The organism is Granulicella tundricola MP5ACTX9, from assembly GCF_000178975.2.
Classification (GTDB): domain Bacteria; phylum Acidobacteriota; class Terriglobia; order Terriglobales; family Acidobacteriaceae; genus Edaphobacter; species Edaphobacter tundricola.
This window is the reverse complement of record NC_015064.1, coordinates 130,640-147,704: the sequence shown is the minus strand read 5'-3', so window position 1 is coordinate 147,704 and position 17,065 is coordinate 130,640. Positions and strand designations below refer to the sequence as shown.

Below are 17,065 nucleotides of genomic sequence, written 5' to 3'. Positions count from 1 at the left end.
ATGCTGACGCAACCGAACGTGAATTTCAGGAAGTTCTTCAGGACCGCCGAGGTCCGCGAAGTTTATCCATCCCGTCCGCCGGCTGAGACCATGGATGTCTCCGCCATTCATTCCACTTACCCATCCGGCTCCATGACGAGCTCCCCAAACGATAAGACCTTCCCACTCGGGAAGCTAATGAGCTATACCATCCGCTCGTTTTCGCAAAGGACTTGCCCATGCCTGCCAATGGCCCGCTTGCCAACCCTCAAAACGCACTTACCGCTCCCATGCTCGAAAGCGCGGGCGACGAAACCTTCTCGGTTGAGCAGAAGCAGTACCTCGAAGGCTTTTTCGCGGGGGTGATCCAGCGCATGCCTTTTGTGGGCCATACCGCAGCCGGCCAGATTACCGCTGAACCCACAGCCGGCACCCAGAACCTGGCAGCCACCTTCCACGGCACACTTGTCGAGGACCTGTGCCGCGAAGAGCTTTGGAAGTACGAGCGCAACCCGCTCGACGCGTGGGATGAGCTGCTCTCTCACAGCAAGGAAAATATGGCACCGAACCCGGAGAACACCTACCGGTTCAAGTTCCACGGCTTCTTCTACGTTTCGCCGGCACAGGACTCGTTCATGCTGCGGCTGCGGGTCCCGGGAGCAGTTTTGACCTCGCGTCAGATGCGTGGACTCGCGGAGATGGCTGACGAATGGGGCGCCGGACGTTGCGATCTCACCACGCGTTCGAACGTCCAGATTCGTGATTTCCAGCCGAAGCATCTTGTTCCGGTGCTCAACAAGATCGCGGCGCTCGGCATGAGTTCGCGCGGGTCTGGCGCGGACAATATTCGCAATATCACCGCGTCTCCGCTCAGCGGGATCGACCCCCGTTCGCTGCTGGACGTGAGGCCGCACGCCGATGCCCTGGCCCAGTACATTCTCAACTCACGCGATCTCTTCGGCCTTCCGCGCAAGTTCAACGTGGCGTTCGACGATGGGGGTACTATCTCGGCCGTGGCCGATACCAACGATATCGGCTTCCAGGCTGTGCGGGTTTCTGAGGGCCAGAGCCTGCCCGCCGGGGTGTACTTCCGGGTGCTGCTGTGCGGCATCACCGGTCACCGCCAGTTTGCGACCGACGCGGGCGTCATCCTGAAGCCGCACGAGGCCGTGGCGGTGGCCGCAGCCATGATCCGCGTCTTCGCGGAAAACGGTGACCGCACCGATCGCAAGAAAGCGCGACTCAAGTACCTCGTCGACCGCTGGGGCATGGAGAGGTTCCTGGAAGAAGCCGAGAAGCTTCTCGCGTTTCCTCTTCTCCGGCTGCCGCTGGCAGATTGCGAAGCGCGCGGCCCCATCGAGCGCGCGGGCCATATCGGCACGCACGCGCAGGTGCAACCCGGCCTCTCATACATCGGGGTCTCGGTTCCCGTGGGCCGCCTGCCCGTGGACCAGATGCGGGCCGTGGCCGGCATCGCGGAGGAGTTCGGAACGGGTGAGATCAGGCTGACGGTCTGGCAGAACCTGATCCTGCCGAACATTCCTGAAGCCAGGCTTCCCGCAGCGCAGGCCGCGCTGACTGCTGCCGGACTGAAGTTTACGGCCGGCCCGGTGCTTTCTGGGACCGTCGCGTGCACTGGGAATCAGGGCTGCCGCTACGCTGCCAGCGATACCAAGACCCACGCGGTTGCACTTGCACGCACGCTCGACGAGCGCTTCCCCCAGCTCACCCAGCCAATCAACCTGCACGTTACGGGCTGCAATAACTCTTGCGCGCAGCACTACATCGGCGACATCGGGCTCATGGGTACAAAGGTCGAAGGCGAGGAGGGCTATGTCGTCTCGCTCGGTGGTGGTAGCGACGCCGACCAGGGCATCGCGCGGGAGTTTATTGCAGCGATCAAGTTTGCCGATCTACCGCCTGTGATGGAGCTGCTACTGGGCAGCTTCGTGGACCTCCGCAGCGACGAAAACGAAACATTCCTCGCCTTCACCCGCCGGCATTCGATTGAAGAACTCCGTGCCTTTGCGCAGGTGGAGGCAGAATGAGCAGCGTTCCCTTCATTCCGGATTCAGCTCCGTTCAACCCGGCGCAGCGTGCCTGGCTCAATGGCTTTCTGGCCGGTCTGTACTCATCCGCGCCGCAGTCCGCGGTGTTCGAGCCACGCAACGTCGCAGTGCTTTATGCTTCGCAGAGCGGCACGGGCGAGCGCCTGGCCAAGAAGGTCGCCAAGGAGCTGAAGGCCAAGGGACATACGGCCAAGCTCTCCTCGTTGGACGTTTACCCTGTACACGAGCTTGCGGTTGAAGAGTGCGCTGTAATCGTCGCCAGCACGTATGGTGAAGGCGACCCGCCGGACGGGGTCAAAGGTTTCTTCGATTCGCTGTGCGCGGAAGGCGCTCCGCGGCTCGAACGGCTGGAGTACAGCGTCCTTGCCCTGGGCGATAGCCACTATGAGCACTTCTGCAAGTTCGGAGTGGACCTGGACGAGCGCCTTCAGGACCTTGGGGCGAAACGCAGTATTCCAATCGTGACTGCGGACGTCGATGTGGACGAGCCCTTCGAGCGCTGGAAAGCAGCGCTGCTCGCGAGCCTCGACACCGCTGCTGCCGCCACACCGCCACAGGCGCTCGCTGCCGCGGCTCCGGTCGCTCCGGCCAGCCTCTATCGCCGCGAGAACCCCTTCCAGGCGGCGCTCATCGAAAAGCGCGTTCTGACCGCGGACGTGTCCAGCAAGTCCACCCTGCACCTGAGCTTCTCGCTCGCGGGCTCGGAACTGACCTACGAAGCCGGCGATGCGCTTGCGGTCATCCCTGCGAACGACCCGGCGCTGGTTGCCGACGTTCTTTCGGCCACGGGGCTCAATGGCGAGGAACTCGTGGAAGTGCCCAAACTCGGCACGCGCTCGCTCTGCGATGCCCTCACGCACGTCCTGCAGATCACCAAACTGAGCCGCAAGCTGATCGACGCGTATGCCAAGGCGGGCAACATCGCCCTGCTCATCGATCTGCTGCTTCCGGAGCAGCAAACCCACCTCGATACCTACCTTTACGACCGTGGTGTGATCGATCTGCTGGCCGAACATCCGGGGGCTATCGCCTCTGCTCAGCAACTGGCGGACCTTCTGCCTAAATTGGCGCCGCGCCTTTATTCCATCTCCTCAAGCCCGAAGGCGCACGCCGGCGAAGTGCATGCCACGGTTGCCGTCGTTCGCTACCGTGCGCACAATCGCGAACGCGGTGGTGTCTGCTCCACACTTTTCGCGGATCGAACCGACCTTAACGGCACGCTGCCCGTCTACATCCAGCACAACAAGAAGTTCCGGCTGCCTATGGATCCGGACGCACCGATCATCATGATCGGCCCGGGCACCGGGATCGCTCCGTTCCGCGGCTTTCTCCATGAGCGCCTGGCTATGGGAGCTACGGGCAGGAACTGGCTGTTCTTCGGGGATCGTTCTGCTGCCACTGATTTTCTTTACCGCGAGGAGCTGGAACAGATGCTGGGGACAGGTCACCTTAGCCGGCTCGACACCGCATTTTCACGCGATCAGGCTCACAAGATCTATGTGCAGGACCGCATGCTGGAGCATGGCGCAGAGTTCTTTGCATGGCTCCAGCAAGGGGCGACGATTTACGTTTGCGGGGATGCCTCGCGCATGGCTAAGGACGTCGACGCCGCGCTGCACCAGCTGATCGCGCAACATGGCAATACGGACGCCGAAGCCTACGTCCAGGATCTTCACGACTCGAAACGATATCACCGGGATGTCTACTAGATGAATCTGCCCTTGCATGAGCGTGCGGTTGAAGGCACGAGTCCGGCACTCGTGCGCATGACCGGCCTATCCCTTGGAGAGCATGGGATCCTATTTCCGGAAGTGGTCTCTGCGCTGATCCCTGCGCGCAAGCCCGGTCCCGGCGAGCAGTATCGCTTTCACTTCGACATGACCAAATGCATCGGGTGCCGGTCCTGCGAAGTGGCGTGCAATGAGCAGAATAACAATCCCGCCGATATTCTGTGGCGGCGCATCGGCGAGCTTGAGGCCGGAAGCTACCCGGACACGCAGCGCCACTATCTTTCCATGGGCTGCAATCACTGCCTGGACGCCGATTGCCTGAAGGGTTGCCCTGTCGACGCCTATACCAAGGATCCTGTTTCCGGCATCGTCCTGCACTCAGCAGATGCGTGCATCGGTTGCAGCTACTGCGTGTGGAACTGCCCCTACTCCGTGCCGCAGTACAACCCGGAGCGGGGCGTGGTGGGCAAGTGCGATATGTGCAAAGGGCGCCTCGACGACGGACTCGAACCCGCGTGCGTCAATGCCTGTCCAGAGGGCGCGATCGAGATTGAGCTTGTCAACATGGCTGAGTGGCGCAGTGACTACGCACTGGCCGACTCACCGGGCATGCCAGCGGCTGAGCAGACCGTTTCCACGACCCGCATTACGCTGCCCCACATTCCTTCGGCTGGGCTCGAGCGGGTCGACCTCGGACAGATTCAACGCGAGCACGCCCACGTCCCCCTGATCTATATGACGGCGCTCATGCAGGCTGTTTCGGGTGCCCTTTGGGTGCTGATTGCATGGCACGCGCTGGACGCTGTCCGGCTCTTCGTGTTGCTCACGATTACTGCCACGGCGCTCACCTTGTCGACGCTCCATCTGGGGCGTCCGGCCTTCGCTTACCGTGCGCTGAAGATGTGGCGGCGCTCCTGGCTGAGCCGCGAGGTGCTGCTGTTTACCCTCTTCTTCGCTGCGCTCGCGGCTGCAACGGTTGCGGCCGCTGCACGAGAATATGGCGTAGTCCTCCCCATTGCGTTGCCTCTGGCCCTCTCGCTCACCGCTGCCATCCTGGGGGTGCTCGGCACGCTGGCAAGCGCCGCGATCTACCTGGTGAAGGCGCGCCCCGCGTGGAATACGGCCCACACGCCGGCCGACTTTATCCTCACGGCGGCTCTGCTCGGCAGTCTCCTCGCTGCGGCTCTGGCCGGTACGACGCTCCGCCTGCCAATCTTCCCGACCTTTGCCACGGCGACCCCCAATGCCCTTGCGCTCATCCTGCTATGCGCGGGCAGCTGGTTGATCAACCAGACCGTTCGGGCGGTTCGCCTGCGCCGCGCTGCCGCGTTTGAAGCGCGCGCGGCATGGGCGCTGCTTTCAGGCGACGCGACCTGGCCGGTCGCCGCCGGCTGCGTTCTGCTGCTGCTGTTTGCACTGATCGCCACTGCGGATGGCTCCGCACCCATCGCCCTGGGCCTCGCGTTCGCTTCCGTGCTGCTATCGCGTTACCTGTTCTTCGTCACGGTCGTGCCGCTCAACATGGCACTCACCTTTGTGCGGTCACGCCCTGCGGGAGCTCATGCATGAGCATCGTTCATCGCTTCAAGCGACTCGTCGGCATCGATACCGCACAGGAGAAATATTCATATGCCCAGGATCCCTTGTACGGCAAGGTATCCACAGCACGCGTCGCCGATACGTGGGTCAAGACCACCTGTGGCTACTGCTCGGTTGGCTGCGGCATGCTCGTCGGTGTGAAAGATGGCAAAGCCGTGGCCGCTCGCGGCAACCCGGATCATCCCGTCAACCGCGGCAAGCTCTGCCCCAAGGGACTCAGCGAACACCATATTCTCGACGGCCCTGGGCGCGCCAAGCTGCCGCTCTTGCGCAAGAACGGCAAGCTGGAGCCCGTCTCCTGGGATGAAGCCCTGTCGACCATGGTCGAACGCATCGCGAATATCCAGGGACGGCACGGCCTTGGCTCGCTCGGCGTCGTCGGGACCGGCCAGTTGCTGACCGAGGAGTACTACACGCTTGGCAAGCTGGTGCAATTGGGGTTTCGCACACCGAACAACGACGGGAATACGACGCTCTGCATGGCATCTGCCGTCTCCGGTTACAAGCTTTCCTTTGGCTCCGACGGGCCGCCCGGCAGCTACGCCGATATGTCTACAGCCGATGTCGTCTTGCTCATCGGCTCGAACATCGCCGATAACCACCCGATCCTTTGCACACGTGTCGGCGAAGGGCCCGACAAGCGCCCGGGCCGCACGCTGATCGTGGTGGACCCGCGCGTGACCAAGACTGCCATGATGGCCGACATACACCTGGCCATCAAACCGCGCGGCGACATTGCGCTGATCAACGGCATCGCACACATCCTGATTCGCGACGGGCTCACCGACTCCAACTACATTGCTGCGCATACGATCAACTACGATGCATTTGCCGCCTACGTTGCGGCCTTCACGCCGCAGCACGTCAGCGAGATTACAGGGCTTTCGGTGGAGAAGATCACCAAGGTCGCGCACCTGTACGGACGGGCCAGGGCGGGCTTCATCGGCTGGACGATGGGGGTCAACCACTCGACGCAAGGTGCGGTGACCGTCGCAGCGATCAACAATCTTGCACTCATCACCGGCCACATCGGCCGTGCGGGCGCCGCGCCGTTTTCCATCACCGGCCAATGCAACGCCATGGGCACGCGCGAATCCGGTTTCACCTCAGCTCTTCCTGGTTATCGCAAGTTCGACAACCCGGAACACCGCGAAGAGCTTGCTCAGATTTGGGGTATCGATGCGGAAGAGATTCCCAAAGCCCGCGGCATGGCTTACCCGGACATCATCGAAGGCGCGGTTACAGGCAAGATCAAGGCACTCTGGTTCATTGCGACGAATCCAGTGGTCTCCTTCCCAAACTACGAGCTGCTCAAACAAGCGCTTGAGTCCGTAGAGTTCGTCGTCGTCCAGGATGGCTTCCACCCTACACCTACTTCGGACTTCGCCCACCTCGTCCTGCCGGCCGCTATCTGGGGAGAGAAGGAAGGTACCTATACCAACTCCGAACGGCGTATTTCCAAGGTCAACTGCATCGTCACGCCGCCAGGCGAGGCTCGGTCCGACTTCGATATCTTCCTTGCCCTTGCGGAACGCCTTGGCGTCCGCGACCGCCTTTACCCCGGGTGGCAGACTACAGCCGACGCCTACGCGGAGTGGCAGCGCGTCTCCGCCGGGCGTCTCTGCGACTACAGTCCGTACTCGTGGAAAGAGATTGAAGACGCCGGTGGCATCCAGTGGGGCGGAGAACGACTCTATGCTGACGGCGCCTTTCCTACGGCCGACGGCCGTGCCATTCTTCACAACGTACCTTGCGATCCTTTCCTTGAGCAGCCCAATGAAGAGTATGACTTCATTCTGAATACCGGCCGCACGGTCGAGCATTGGCACACCCGCACCAAGACCGCCCAGGTGGACATGCTGAACAAGATGGTTCCCAACGCATGGCTGGAGATGAACCCAGTCGACGCCAAGCGCCTGCAGTTGCGCGCCCACGACAAGGTCACCGTCACGAGTCGACGATCTAATGTCAGCGGACTCGAGCTCCGCATCACCTCAATCATTGCGCCCGGGCAGGTCTTTATGCCATTCCACTTTGCGGAGACGAACTCCAATCGCGTCACGCTCGGTGCCTTCGACCCTATCAGCCGCGAGCCCAACTTTAAGCAGTGCGCGGTGCGCGTGCAGAAGAGCAGTTCGCAGTAAAAGATTACGGCGTACTTCAGGCGGTTTCAGCCCACCGACCCTTCACCCAAGATTCCCCGGCCACGACTGCCGGTGTTTGGCACCAGGCAGTACAGACGGCTCCTCACTCCAGCGACCATGACGTCGCACGGGCAGAAGCCCGAAGCTCTACCCGATCCACACATCCCCATCGAGGAAGACACATCATGGCAAGCTACAAGATCTTCATGAAGTCCGGACATCCGCCCACCCTTCTCGCCGCCTTTCTCTATTTCGATTTCTCCTTCGCCATCTGGGTCCTCAACGGCGTTATGGGGCCCTTCATCACCGAACAGTTCCACCTGACACCGATCCAGACCGGCACCATGATCTCCGTTCCCATTCTCGCTGGCGCCCTCATGCGTTTCCCTCTCGGCGTGCTGTCGCAGTACATCGGGCGCAAGATGGCAGCCATCATCGAGATGAGTTGCATTGTGCTCGCCTTGCTCTATGGCTACTTCTTTGTCCACACCTTCCACTCTGTGCTCGCCATGGGCGTCCTACTTGGTATCGCAGGCGGCAGCTTTGGCATCGCGCTCTCGCTCGGCTCCGGCTGGTTCCCACAACAGTACAAAGGCCTTGCGATGGGTATCGCCGGCGCAGGCAATAGCGGCACCGCATTCGCCGCGCTGTTTGCACCCAAACTCGCGATGCACTTCGGCTGGCAACATGTCTACGGTTTCGCCGCCGGCTGTATGATGCTCCCGCTGCTGGTCATGATCTTCTTCGCCAAAGAACCGCCTGACGTCGAACACCAGTCCCTGTCCCAGCATCTTCAGTGCTTGTGGCAGCCGGACGGATGGTATTTCAATATGGTCTACATCATCACCTTCGGCGGCTTTATCGGCTTGTCCACCTTCCTCACCACGTTCTATGTCAGCCAGTTTCACATGACCAAGGTGCAAGCTGGTTTGTATACCGTCCTCGCAACCTTCACCGGCTCGGCTACCCGTGTCCTCGGCGGCTACTTCGCCGATAAGATAGGCGGCATCACTACACTGTCGGTCGTCTTCCTCATTGCCATCGCGGGTCTGTTCGGGCTCATGACCACGCCTTCTCTGCTCGTCACGACGCTGCTTTTCATGCTGTGCTTCGCCGCTCTCGGCGCGGGCAACGGCGCCACCTTCCAGCTCGTTCCCTTGCGCTGGCCTACGACCACAGCCATCGCTGGCGGCATGATCGGTGAAATCGGCGCTCTGGGCGGCTCCCTCATACCAACGATCCTCAGCTACTCCAAACAGCACTTCGGCAGCTACCGCAACGGCTGGATCATGTACGCCGGTCTCGCCTTACTCGTCCTCGTGGTGCTCCGCATCGTAAGCCGTTCCTGGACTAAAACCTGGGTTGGTCCCGGCGGTCGTGCTCTTACCTCCTCTCGTGTCATCGACGGACCCGTTATGGTCTCCGCCGAAGGCGCAACCTTCGCCGCCGACTGAGCAACGCAGCTCTTGATTGAGATCGTTGCCACACTGTTGTCACTTTCCAAAGGACGGTAGCTCTTGTCGTTGTCTGTTTACCCACTTCATAAGGAATTTTTTAAGCAGCTCTAAATGCCATGCCCCATCGCAACGGTTCAACGTTGAGATGGGGGACTCACTGATCAACTGCACTACGGGGTCGTCATAACGCCTACGTCCCGCGCATCAACTGTTTCGACGAACTTTGCCAGGAAACGCGCAAACATTCGACCGAAGTTGTTCGTCGAAAGTGACTTTCGTGAAATCTCAGTGAGCGCATGCATGTCGATACGCTCACTAAGCGCATTGGCGATTTTTCATAAATTCCGTTCTTTACGAGAAATGCGCCTCAGCTGTACGAATCAATTCTCGCTCGTACTCAGATGAGTGTTTTCGTTCAATCCATCGGCTAGCATTCGCAACAACCGCACCAGCATTCTGAATTCATCGGTCTTCCAGTCCTGGAACATCTTCAAGAACATGCACTCGCGGGCAACGTCGAGAGCGTCCGTCGCTGTCTTGCCTCGCTTCGTGATCGCAGCTTCACGCATCTTGCCGTCTTTCGCCACAGCGCGCCTATGGATCAAGCCCAGATCTTCAAGCCGTGCGACCTATCGACTGACCGTCTTGTGATCGCGCCCAACACGACCCGCCAGGTCCATCACTCCAATCGGTCCAAGCCTCTCAATGATCACCAGAAGCGGAAACAAAGCTTTTTCTGGCGAAAGCGGATGATGCAAGCTCGAAGCTCGAGTAGTTACGGTGGCGCTCTCATCACGGAGACAGGCAATGACCCCAAGGTGAAGGCTCTGGTTTACGTCTCCGCGTTGCAGCCTGACGCAGGAGAGAGTCCTTTTGAGCTCCTCACATCCAAACCAGCCGCAAGCGCGACCGTAAAGTTCACGGCTGACGGCTACGCCTACCTCGATTCCGCCCACTTCCAGGAAGACTTCGCTGCCGATCTTTCGAAGGCAGACACCGACTTTATGGCCGACTCGCAGATGTTCGTTGCAGTTAAATGCCTGCAGGCACCGGTCTCCGTTGCAGCGTGGCGTGAGAAGCCCAGCTATGCCATCGTCGCCATCGAAGATCGGTCGCTTAGTCCTGACCTCCAGCGTTTCATGTACCAGCGAAGCAAGAGCACGGTGACGGAGCTTGTCGGCTCGCACTCCATCTACATATCGCAGCCGGAAGCTGTGGCCGATGTCATCGTGACGGCAGCACGCGAGGCGATCTAAGGCGGCTCGCTCCTAGACGCCAGGCTGGCGCAAGAACTTTCTGGGAGAGCATCCCATTGCCTTCGTAAAGGCTGTACTGAACGCGCTGGAAGATTGGAAGCCGACAGCTAAGGCAATCTCCCCAATGCTCCGCGTTCCGCGCCGAAGCTCGTCCTTCGCCAGCGTCATTCTCCAGCGCAACAGGTAGTCGATTGGGCCGATCCCGACGACCTTACGGAAGTGTGCGGCGAAGGTGGAACGCGAGACGTTGCAACGCGACGCGAGGATGGCAACAGTCCAGTCGTGAGCAACGTCCGCATGCATGAGTGCAAGAGCGCGTGACGTGACTGGATCGTTAAGACCTGCAAGTAGACCTGTTTGTCTTTGATCGACTTTCTTTGCCTCGCGGCGGAGTATCTCCACGAGAATCACTTCGATAAGTCGTGTGACGATGAAGTCACTTCCCAGACCCCGTTGCGCCGATTCGGTCTCATTGAGCTTCAACAAAGATTGCAGTCGCCACGAGGAGATGTCGTTACCGGAGACGTGTACCAGTGAGGGTAGCAGTCCCGTCAGCAACTCCTCGTTCGTCGTATCGAAGACGAACCGTCCGCCCCGGAGAATTGATGTGAGCCCAGAGCCCTTATCAAGCCTCAGTTCTGGATCGTTTGTCGTGGCTACGATCGTCTCGCTGTCTTCAGGCTCGACAGACGGGTCCGAAGTCAGCGTAAACGGCGTCGTCGTACGGATCAGGACAAAGTCCCCTGGGCGCAGCTGTAATGGCTCGGCGTGAGCGCGGACGAGCTGGCACTCCCCTTTCTCCAACCAGCAGAAGAGCACATCGTTTCTTTGGCGGAAAGAGACGCCCCAGCGGCCAGTGGCGCGGATTCCTGCGGTCAACATGGCGCGTGGCCGAAGCAGACGGATCAGATCAAGAAATGGATCCATACAGAATTGGACGAGACGTAAACATCTTCGGCTTCAACATTATCGACTTGGCGGTCATTTCCTCCTAGATTGAAAAGACCGGAAGAGCGTCAAGCTGATGACGGAAACGAAAGCAACACGCGCGAATGGAGATAGACGATGACGAAGGATGCTGTTGAACAAGTCTGGAATTCTTACCTCGAAGCTTATGGCAGTGTCGCGCCCGAGACGAGAGAGCGCCTTCTGCGCGAAAGCGTGAGTGACGATGTCGTTTCTACCAACCCAGGCGAAGAGACCCAAGGCTTTGCGAATCTTCTGGCGCATGTTGAGCAGTTTCAGCAGCGGCTCCCACGGGCATACTTCAAGATCGATAAGCTGTTCTTCCACCATGAACAGGTTCTGACCGAATGGACCCTCTACAAGAGTGATGGAACACCGCTGAGAAGTGCGTATACGTATGGAGTGTTTGATGACCAAGGGCGTCTGAAGAAGCTGATCGGGTTCTTCTAGGGGCCCGATTCCACCGATCAGTCATCGGCAGGCAGATGCCTTCGTCAATTGATTCTCAAGAGAGCGCAGTAAAGGCAGCTCCAAAGTAGTCTGAAAACGTTGAAAGGAACACGCCATGCTGGAAGTCGCGCGATGGCTAATCACTTTTGTGGCGTTCGTGACGGCGTTAGGGGGCCTCATGGCCGACTACTTCATACCCTCGTCCGGTGCCCAGCATATCAAGAATCCCAGATGGCCACCTCACGCCAAATTTCACAACGCGCAAAGCATACTGATGGGACTGAGTATGGGAGTGCTGGCGATTGCCATCCTTTTCCGACAGTCGCCCGTGAGCAGGAGTGGACTGTTGTTGGCAGCCTTGCTTGCTTCAATTTATTGGCTTTGCATCTTCGCGGCTCCCATTTTTCCAGGAACAGCGTTCGTCGACCCCGAATTCGCATCTGCAACACCCAAGCTAATGGGAATACCCGGACAACTCTCTATCGGCTTTGTCCTGGTCGCGATCCTTCTCGTGGCCGTTGTTTTGGCAATCTTTCCAAGTCATTAGCTTTCGATATGGATAAAGCGGCTTATAAGGAAGCGATTCCCCTAGCTTATGGTGCTAACAGGAACAGGCTGATGTACTCATCGATGTCGGGTCGCTAAGTGTATCGGCGATGTTGCACTCGTTGAGAACCGCTAGCTACCGAAGAGATCTGAGATGGAAGCAAACGATAGTTCGTCCAGCCGGACGGGCTGGTTCTCCGTCCTGACGTGGCGCATCTTAACGCGTTGGAGGAGAACGGATGCCATTCATTCTTCGTCAGCTACAAACCAGCGACCTTCTGGTCGCTTACCTTGAAGACGGCGCCAGCGATGGTTGGCCGATCGTCCTCACGCATGGTTTTCCTTATGACGTGCATGCGTTTGATGATGTGGTTCCTCTTCTTATCGACCGAGGGGCTCGAGTGATTCGCCCCTTTGTTCGCGGATATGGCTCTACATCGTTTCTTTCGCCTTCGACCATGCGTTCCGGGCAGCAGGCTGCTCTGGGCCGGGATCTAATCGAGATACTTGAAGCGATCGGGATCGAGGGAGCGATCGTGGCCGGATTCGATTGGGGCGGCCTGGCATCGTGTGTTGCTGCGGCACTATGGCCCGACAAGATCGGTGGGCTCGTCTCCTATGCCGGGTACGACATCGTGGACATCAAACGGCAACAAAACGGCTTTCCTCTCTCCCTGGAGAAATCGATCTGGTATCAACATCTTTTTCAAACAGACCGTGGTCGCGTCGCTCTCACAGAATCGCGTAAAGAGTTGGCCGGCATGCTTTGGCGCGAATGGTCGCCAAACTGGGACTTCGACGAAACCACGTTGTCGATGACCGCAGCATCCTTCGAAAATCCCGACTTTGTCGATGTCGTGCTCCACTGCTACCGTTTCCACTTTGGCCTGGCCGATAGCGATCCAAGACTGCTGCCACTCGAGGCAGTGTTGGCGAGCAGGCCCGCGATCACGGTTCCATGCGTCACTCTGGATGGCACAGACGATCCTCTGAAGCCCGGCGGTACGGCGCACCACGCGAAGATGTTCGTCGGTAGACATGAGCATCGTGTCATCAAGGCTGGCCACAACATTCCCAAGGAAGATCCCTCAGCATTCGCCGATGCGATTCTCACTGTCAGACAGTGGTTAGCTGAAGGGAGAATCCGCCTGCCATATGCCGCCATTAGTCGATCATCATAAAGCGGCTCAGCGGAAGCAAGCCGCGAAGTGGTCTATTCAAGCTTCGATAAACATGCCCAATCACTCATTCGAAACTGATCGATCAGTGACTCGTCGGTTCGCCATCCGCCTTTCGCGTGTGAAAACTGCGCAGATGCATCGATCGTCGTCGAATCTTTCCGCAGGCCACAGAATCTAACCAGCGAGCAAGACCGGAGATGATGCATGGCAAAGATAGCTTTGGTAACGGGCGCTAACAAGGGCATTGGTTTTGAGGTTTCGCGGGCGCTTGGCGAAGCCGGCTTTACGGTACTATTGGGCGCACGCGATGCCGCCCGTGGCGAAGAAGCAGCGGCAAAGCTTCGAGCCGAAGCGCTGGACGTCCGATTCGTGCATGCCGATCTGGAGCACGCATACGAAACCTCGACTGCGCTTGTCGAGAAGATTTCGAAGGAGTTTGGCCACCTGGATGTGCTGGTCAACAACGCTGGCGTTGCCGACATGACAGGGGCTGATTCGTCAGCCAGCACAGCCTCGATCGACGCCATCAAGCGCATCTTCAACACGAATTTCTTCGGCACGGTGGAGTTCACGCAGCCGCTACTGCCGCTACTAAAGGCATCGCCCGCCGCGCGGATCGTGAACGTCTCCAGCGGTCTCGGCTCTCTCGAGATCAACACGAACCCTGATTCGCCGTTCTACGGTGTGAAGCCGCTCGGTTATAACGCCTCAAAGGCAGCGCTGAACATGTTCACTGTGAACCTGGCGTGGGAACTGCGGGACACGAAGGCGAAGGTCAACTCGGTTTGCCCCGGCTACGTCGCCACGGACCTGAACAACCACAGTGGTCCGGGGACAGCAGCCGACGGCGCAATCGCGATCGCGAAATATGCGCAGATCGGCGAAGACGGTCCGACCGCGGGCTTCTTCCACAAGGACGGCGCTTACGGTTGGTAGTTTTCGATGTTCCGGAGACGCGAAAGAACGGAGCCCTATGGGCTCCGTTCTTTCGTTACGCCGCACCCGCGAATGGATATCGTGAGCTGTTGTCAGTGAGTGCATTGGCGATTTAACGCCCATTAAAGCCCCAGTGAAAGTTTGCCAGACGGAAGCCGGGTTTGGAGTATTAAGATACTTCAGCAGGCGAAGATCCAAACCGGTGAAATCCTTGCGGCAAGTCGCGCTTTTTGTCGCATCCTTTTACGGTGCAGGGGATCGAAAACTCAGTGGAAACAAAGTGGTACCGAGGTAACCCCATGTTTGAATATCCTGAGCTTCGTATGACAACAATGCCGCTCAATCACGGCCGCGGCCAGATACCAGCGCTTGGCTTCGGCACCCTCATTCCCGACCCAGCCGTGACTGTGACTGCTACCCAAGATGCGCTGGAAGCAGGATTTCGACACTTCGATTGTGCTGAACGATACCGCAACGAGCGCGAGGTTGGCGAGGCGTTGCAGGCCGGATTCGCGGTTGGAGGAATTGCACGCCAGGACGTCTTCATCACCACAAAATTGTGGAACTCCAATCATCGGCCCGAACGCGTCGCCCCAGCATTCGAGGCCAGTCTCGATAGACTCCGGCTCGACTATCTTGATCTCTATCTCATCCACACTCCGTTCGCGTTTCAACCAGGAGACGAGCAGGATCCACGCGATCAGAACGGCAAAGTCCTCTACGATGACGGGGTGACGTTGCTCGATACATGGAGGGCAATGGAAAGTCTCGTAGATGGTGGCCGGTGTCGAGCCATTGGGCTATCTGATATCACGCTGGATAGGCTGCTGCCTCTCTACGAATCGGCCAGGATCAAGCCCGCCGTAGTTCAGGTTGAGTCCCATCCTTATCTACCGGAAACGGAGCTTTTGGAATTTTGTAAGAAACATGGAATCGTATTTTTGGCGTTTGCTCCGCTGGGTCACGGAATGAAGCCCGGGCTGCTCGAAGATCCGGTGATTTCTGCGATTGCGGCGCGCGTCGAAATGACGCCTGCACAGGTGCTGTTGGCCTGGGCGGTGCAGCGTGGGACGGCACTGCTTACCACGCCAAAGACCGCGGCTCGGGCGAGAGAGAATTACAATATCCAGCCCCTTCCAAAGGACGCATTCGACGAGATCAATCGCATTCAGATAAGACAAAGGCTCAATGATGTGGTGAATACCGGGAGCCCAGGTTTCATCCCACGAGTGAGTTGACGTCAACAGAGATTCTCTGGCCGAACCGTGCATCCATCTGCAGCACTGTGGAGTTCCGCAACGGTGAGGTCGTGCACGAAACACAGTATTCGCATATTCTTTCGGAGCGCCTGCATGGCGAAGCCAATAGGTACAGCAGATTGGACTTGGAAGGGCATTTGGAGGTTCTGTATCAACGCTGAAAACCTTGCTGTCGTACGGCACGCAACGGCGCCAACGCTCCGTCTTTCAGACTTGCTCCGCAGGAATCTTGATGTGGTTTTTTGCGGAATCAATCCCGCACTGAGTGCAGCCCGGGCGGGGCACCACTTCTCAAGCCACAGCAACCGATTCTGGCGCGTCCTTCACCTGGCCGGGTTTACTCCACACGTGATCAAACCCGAAAACGATCGCACAATTCTTCAATTCGGGTGCGGCTTGACGGCTGCGGTAGAGCGGCCGACCGTGAGAGCCAGCGAGCTTTCGGGCCATGAATTTCACGAAGCTGCAACGGCCCTGGAACGAACGCTTCGGCATTATCAGCCACGCTACGTGGCTTTTCTCGGTAAACCCGCCTTTGCCGCGATCTTCCGGCAGAGAAGAGTCGATTGGGGGCCGCAGGCTATGCGCTTTAGCGGTGCGCACGTTTGGGTCCTGCCGAACCCAAGTGGGCTTAATCGGGCATTCAATCTTGAGGCACTCGTAACTTTCTATCGGGAACTTCGGACTGCTTCGAGACAACTCGATTCGAGTGACGGCAGCCTGGAGACATAGAATCTACCTATCGCACGATGCACGGATGAAAGATCCCTGCGTGAACCCCAAGTGCGATGAATACAAATGAATAACGAGTCGGCTAACGTCCAGCAACCCAGGTAACTCGAATCTCAACTGCTGCCAACAGGCCAATGTACGTTTTCAGCCCGGCTACGCGCCGGAAACGAGTGTTGGAAAACACCACCAAGAACAGAACCTTTAGAAGGATAAAAAAAGAGCAACAAGAACAGTAAAGCCCGCAGCAGTTTCGCTACGGGCTCGTTGGTTATAACTTCGGGGACGCCGGACCAAATGTGAGCAGACTCACGATTTTTCCGGCTGGTGAGAAGCAAATGCAATCGTGGCCTTTCACCGTGACCTTGCCGTCAGGCAAGACGAGCACCCACTTGAAGAGGGCGACCTCGTGGTGCGTGGAGACGTTCTCGATGACGAAATGAGCGCCAGGGTATTGCTTCTGAAAACTCTCCATGTCTTCGATGGCTGCGCTCGTGACGGAGCGCAGGGCATGCCGGCTGGCCAGTCAGCCGCGCGGCACGCAGCGCTACCGTGCGATCCGGCGGGAAGACGAAGATGCGCTCACGCAGGCGATCGTTCAGCTTGCCAGCCAGTACGGTCGTTATGGCTATCGCCGGATCACGGCGCTGCTGAAGCGAGCAGGCTGGCGGGTGGACAAGGATCGAGTGGAGCGTAACGCTGCTGATAGACACTAACGCAGGTGGGCCGTTCTGGAAGGATGTTTTGACGTGGGGTCAGGAATG

Annotated in this window: 14 protein-coding genes and 1 pseudogene; 13 read left to right on the top strand and 2 right to left on the bottom strand. The window is 58.6% G+C overall.

Features of this window, described 5'->3' with window-relative positions; translation table 11 throughout:
* Positions 1–218: 218 nt before the first annotated feature.
* From ACIX9_RS00630 to ACIX9_RS00610, 5 genes are all read left to right on the top strand, one after another.
* Positions 219–2,027 carry a NirA family protein gene (locus tag ACIX9_RS00630; RefSeq protein WP_013578533.1) on the top strand — a complete coding sequence of 603 codons (1,809 nt, stop codon included), beginning with the start codon at positions 219–221 and terminating at the stop codon, positions 2,025–2,027.
* Entirely contained in the window at positions 2,024–3,757 is a 1,734-nt protein-coding gene (locus tag ACIX9_RS00625) for a diflavin oxidoreductase (protein WP_013578532.1), read from the top strand. The genes ACIX9_RS00630 and ACIX9_RS00625 overlap by 4 nt, the downstream gene beginning before the upstream one ends.
* A complete protein-coding gene (locus tag ACIX9_RS00620; RefSeq protein ID WP_013578531.1) occupies positions 3,758–5,347 on the top strand; it encodes a DmsC/YnfH family molybdoenzyme membrane anchor subunit in 1,590 nt (529 codons plus the stop codon).
* A complete protein-coding gene (locus ACIX9_RS00615) occupies positions 5,344–7,521 on the top strand; it encodes a molybdopterin oxidoreductase family protein (RefSeq protein WP_013578530.1) in 2,178 nt (725 codons plus the stop codon). The genes ACIX9_RS00620 and ACIX9_RS00615 overlap by 4 nt, the downstream gene beginning before the upstream one ends.
* Before the next feature lie 185 nt (positions 7,522–7,706).
* Entirely contained in the window at positions 7,707–8,975 is a 1,269-nt protein-coding gene (locus tag ACIX9_RS00610) for an MFS transporter (RefSeq protein ID WP_013578529.1), read from the top strand.
* Positions 8,976–9,358: 383 nt separating this feature from the next.
* On the opposite strand, the gene ACIX9_RS26220 is transcribed toward ACIX9_RS00610, so the two are convergent.
* Complete coding sequence (locus ACIX9_RS26220) at positions 9,359–9,583, bottom strand: hypothetical protein (protein WP_049789175.1); 225 nt, start codon at positions 9,581–9,583, stop codon at positions 9,359–9,361.
* A gap of 144 nt (positions 9,584–9,727) precedes the next feature.
* Between ACIX9_RS26220 and ACIX9_RS25350 the strand changes: the two genes are divergently transcribed.
* The gene (locus ACIX9_RS25350; RefSeq protein WP_085940611.1) at positions 9,728–10,234 is read left to right on the top strand and encodes an alpha/beta hydrolase; all 507 of its coding nucleotides are present in this window, start codon (positions 9,728–9,730) and stop codon (positions 10,232–10,234) included.
* A gap of 12 nt (positions 10,235–10,246) precedes the next feature.
* Here ACIX9_RS25350 and ACIX9_RS00595 read toward each other — a convergent pair whose 3' ends face one another.
* Positions 10,247–11,161, bottom strand: coding sequence for an AraC family transcriptional regulator (locus tag ACIX9_RS00595; RefSeq protein WP_013578526.1), 915 nt, complete (start codon positions 11,159–11,161; stop codon positions 10,247–10,249).
* Positions 11,162–11,299: 138 nt separating this feature from the next.
* Between ACIX9_RS00595 and ACIX9_RS00590 the strand changes: the two genes are divergently transcribed.
* From ACIX9_RS00590 to ACIX9_RS00560, 7 genes and pseudogenes are all read left to right on the top strand, one after another.
* On the top strand, positions 11,300–11,650 hold the full coding sequence (locus ACIX9_RS00590; RefSeq protein ID WP_013578525.1) for a nuclear transport factor 2 family protein: 351 nt from the start codon (positions 11,300–11,302) through the stop codon (positions 11,648–11,650).
* 115 nt (positions 11,651–11,765) lie between these two features.
* Positions 11,766–12,197, top strand: coding sequence for a DUF6640 family protein (locus tag ACIX9_RS00585; RefSeq protein WP_013578524.1), 432 nt, complete (start codon positions 11,766–11,768; stop codon positions 12,195–12,197).
* 238 nt (positions 12,198–12,435) lie between these two features.
* Complete coding sequence (locus ACIX9_RS00580; protein WP_013578523.1) at positions 12,436–13,377, top strand: alpha/beta fold hydrolase; 942 nt, start codon at positions 12,436–12,438, stop codon at positions 13,375–13,377.
* Positions 13,378–13,581: 204 nt separating this feature from the next.
* Positions 13,582–14,313 carry an SDR family oxidoreductase gene (locus ACIX9_RS00575; protein WP_013578522.1) on the top strand — a complete coding sequence of 244 codons (732 nt, stop codon included), beginning with the start codon at positions 13,582–13,584 and terminating at the stop codon, positions 14,311–14,313.
* A 299-nt stretch (positions 14,314–14,612) separates the two neighbouring features.
* Positions 14,613–15,551 (top strand): aldo/keto reductase, encoded by a 939-nt coding sequence (locus ACIX9_RS00570; RefSeq protein ID WP_013578521.1) that lies wholly within the window; start codon positions 14,613–14,615, stop codon positions 15,549–15,551.
* A 114-nt stretch (positions 15,552–15,665) separates the two neighbouring features.
* A complete protein-coding gene (mug, locus tag ACIX9_RS24385; protein ID WP_013578520.1) occupies positions 15,666–16,304 on the top strand; it encodes a G/U mismatch-specific DNA glycosylase in 639 nt (212 codons plus the stop codon).
* 491 nt (positions 16,305–16,795) lie between these two features.
* Positions 16,796–16,996, top strand: a pseudogene (locus tag ACIX9_RS00560) (IS3 family transposase); the annotation flags it as partial.
* Between the last annotated feature and the right edge of the window lie 69 nt (positions 16,997–17,065).

What these genes read in the sequence shown, in the direction of transcription:
- ACIX9_RS00630 (WP_013578533.1), top strand. Translation starts at nt 219, where the DNA reads ATGCCTGCCAATGGCCCGCTTGCCAACCCTCAAAACGCACTTACCGCT.
- ACIX9_RS00625 (WP_013578532.1), top strand. Translation starts at nt 2,024, where the DNA reads ATGAGCAGCGTTCCCTTCATTCCGGATTCAGCTCCGTTCAACCCGGCG.
- ACIX9_RS00620 (WP_013578531.1), top strand. Translation starts at nt 3,758, where the DNA reads ATGAATCTGCCCTTGCATGAGCGTGCGGTTGAAGGCACGAGTCCGGCA.
- ACIX9_RS00615 (WP_013578530.1), top strand. Translation starts at nt 5,344, where the DNA reads ATGAGCATCGTTCATCGCTTCAAGCGACTCGTCGGCATCGATACCGCA.
- ACIX9_RS00610 (WP_013578529.1), top strand. Translation starts at nt 7,707, where the DNA reads ATGGCAAGCTACAAGATCTTCATGAAGTCCGGACATCCGCCCACCCTT.
- ACIX9_RS25350 (WP_085940611.1), top strand. Translation starts at nt 9,728, where the DNA reads ATGATGCAAGCTCGAAGCTCGAGTAGTTACGGTGGCGCTCTCATCACG.
- ACIX9_RS00595 (WP_013578526.1), bottom strand. Translation starts at nt 11,161, where the DNA reads ATGGATCCATTTCTTGATCTGATCCGTCTGCTTCGGCCACGCGCCATG.
- ACIX9_RS00590 (WP_013578525.1), top strand. Translation starts at nt 11,300, where the DNA reads ATGACGAAGGATGCTGTTGAACAAGTCTGGAATTCTTACCTCGAAGCT.
- ACIX9_RS00585 (WP_013578524.1), top strand. Translation starts at nt 11,766, where the DNA reads ATGCTGGAAGTCGCGCGATGGCTAATCACTTTTGTGGCGTTCGTGACG.
- ACIX9_RS00580 (WP_013578523.1), top strand. Translation starts at nt 12,436, where the DNA reads ATGCCATTCATTCTTCGTCAGCTACAAACCAGCGACCTTCTGGTCGCT.
- ACIX9_RS00575 (WP_013578522.1), top strand. Translation starts at nt 13,582, where the DNA reads ATGGCAAAGATAGCTTTGGTAACGGGCGCTAACAAGGGCATTGGTTTT.
- ACIX9_RS00570 (WP_013578521.1), top strand. Translation starts at nt 14,613, where the DNA reads ATGTTTGAATATCCTGAGCTTCGTATGACAACAATGCCGCTCAATCAC.
- mug (WP_013578520.1), top strand. Translation starts at nt 15,666, where the DNA reads ATGGCGAAGCCAATAGGTACAGCAGATTGGACTTGGAAGGGCATTTGG.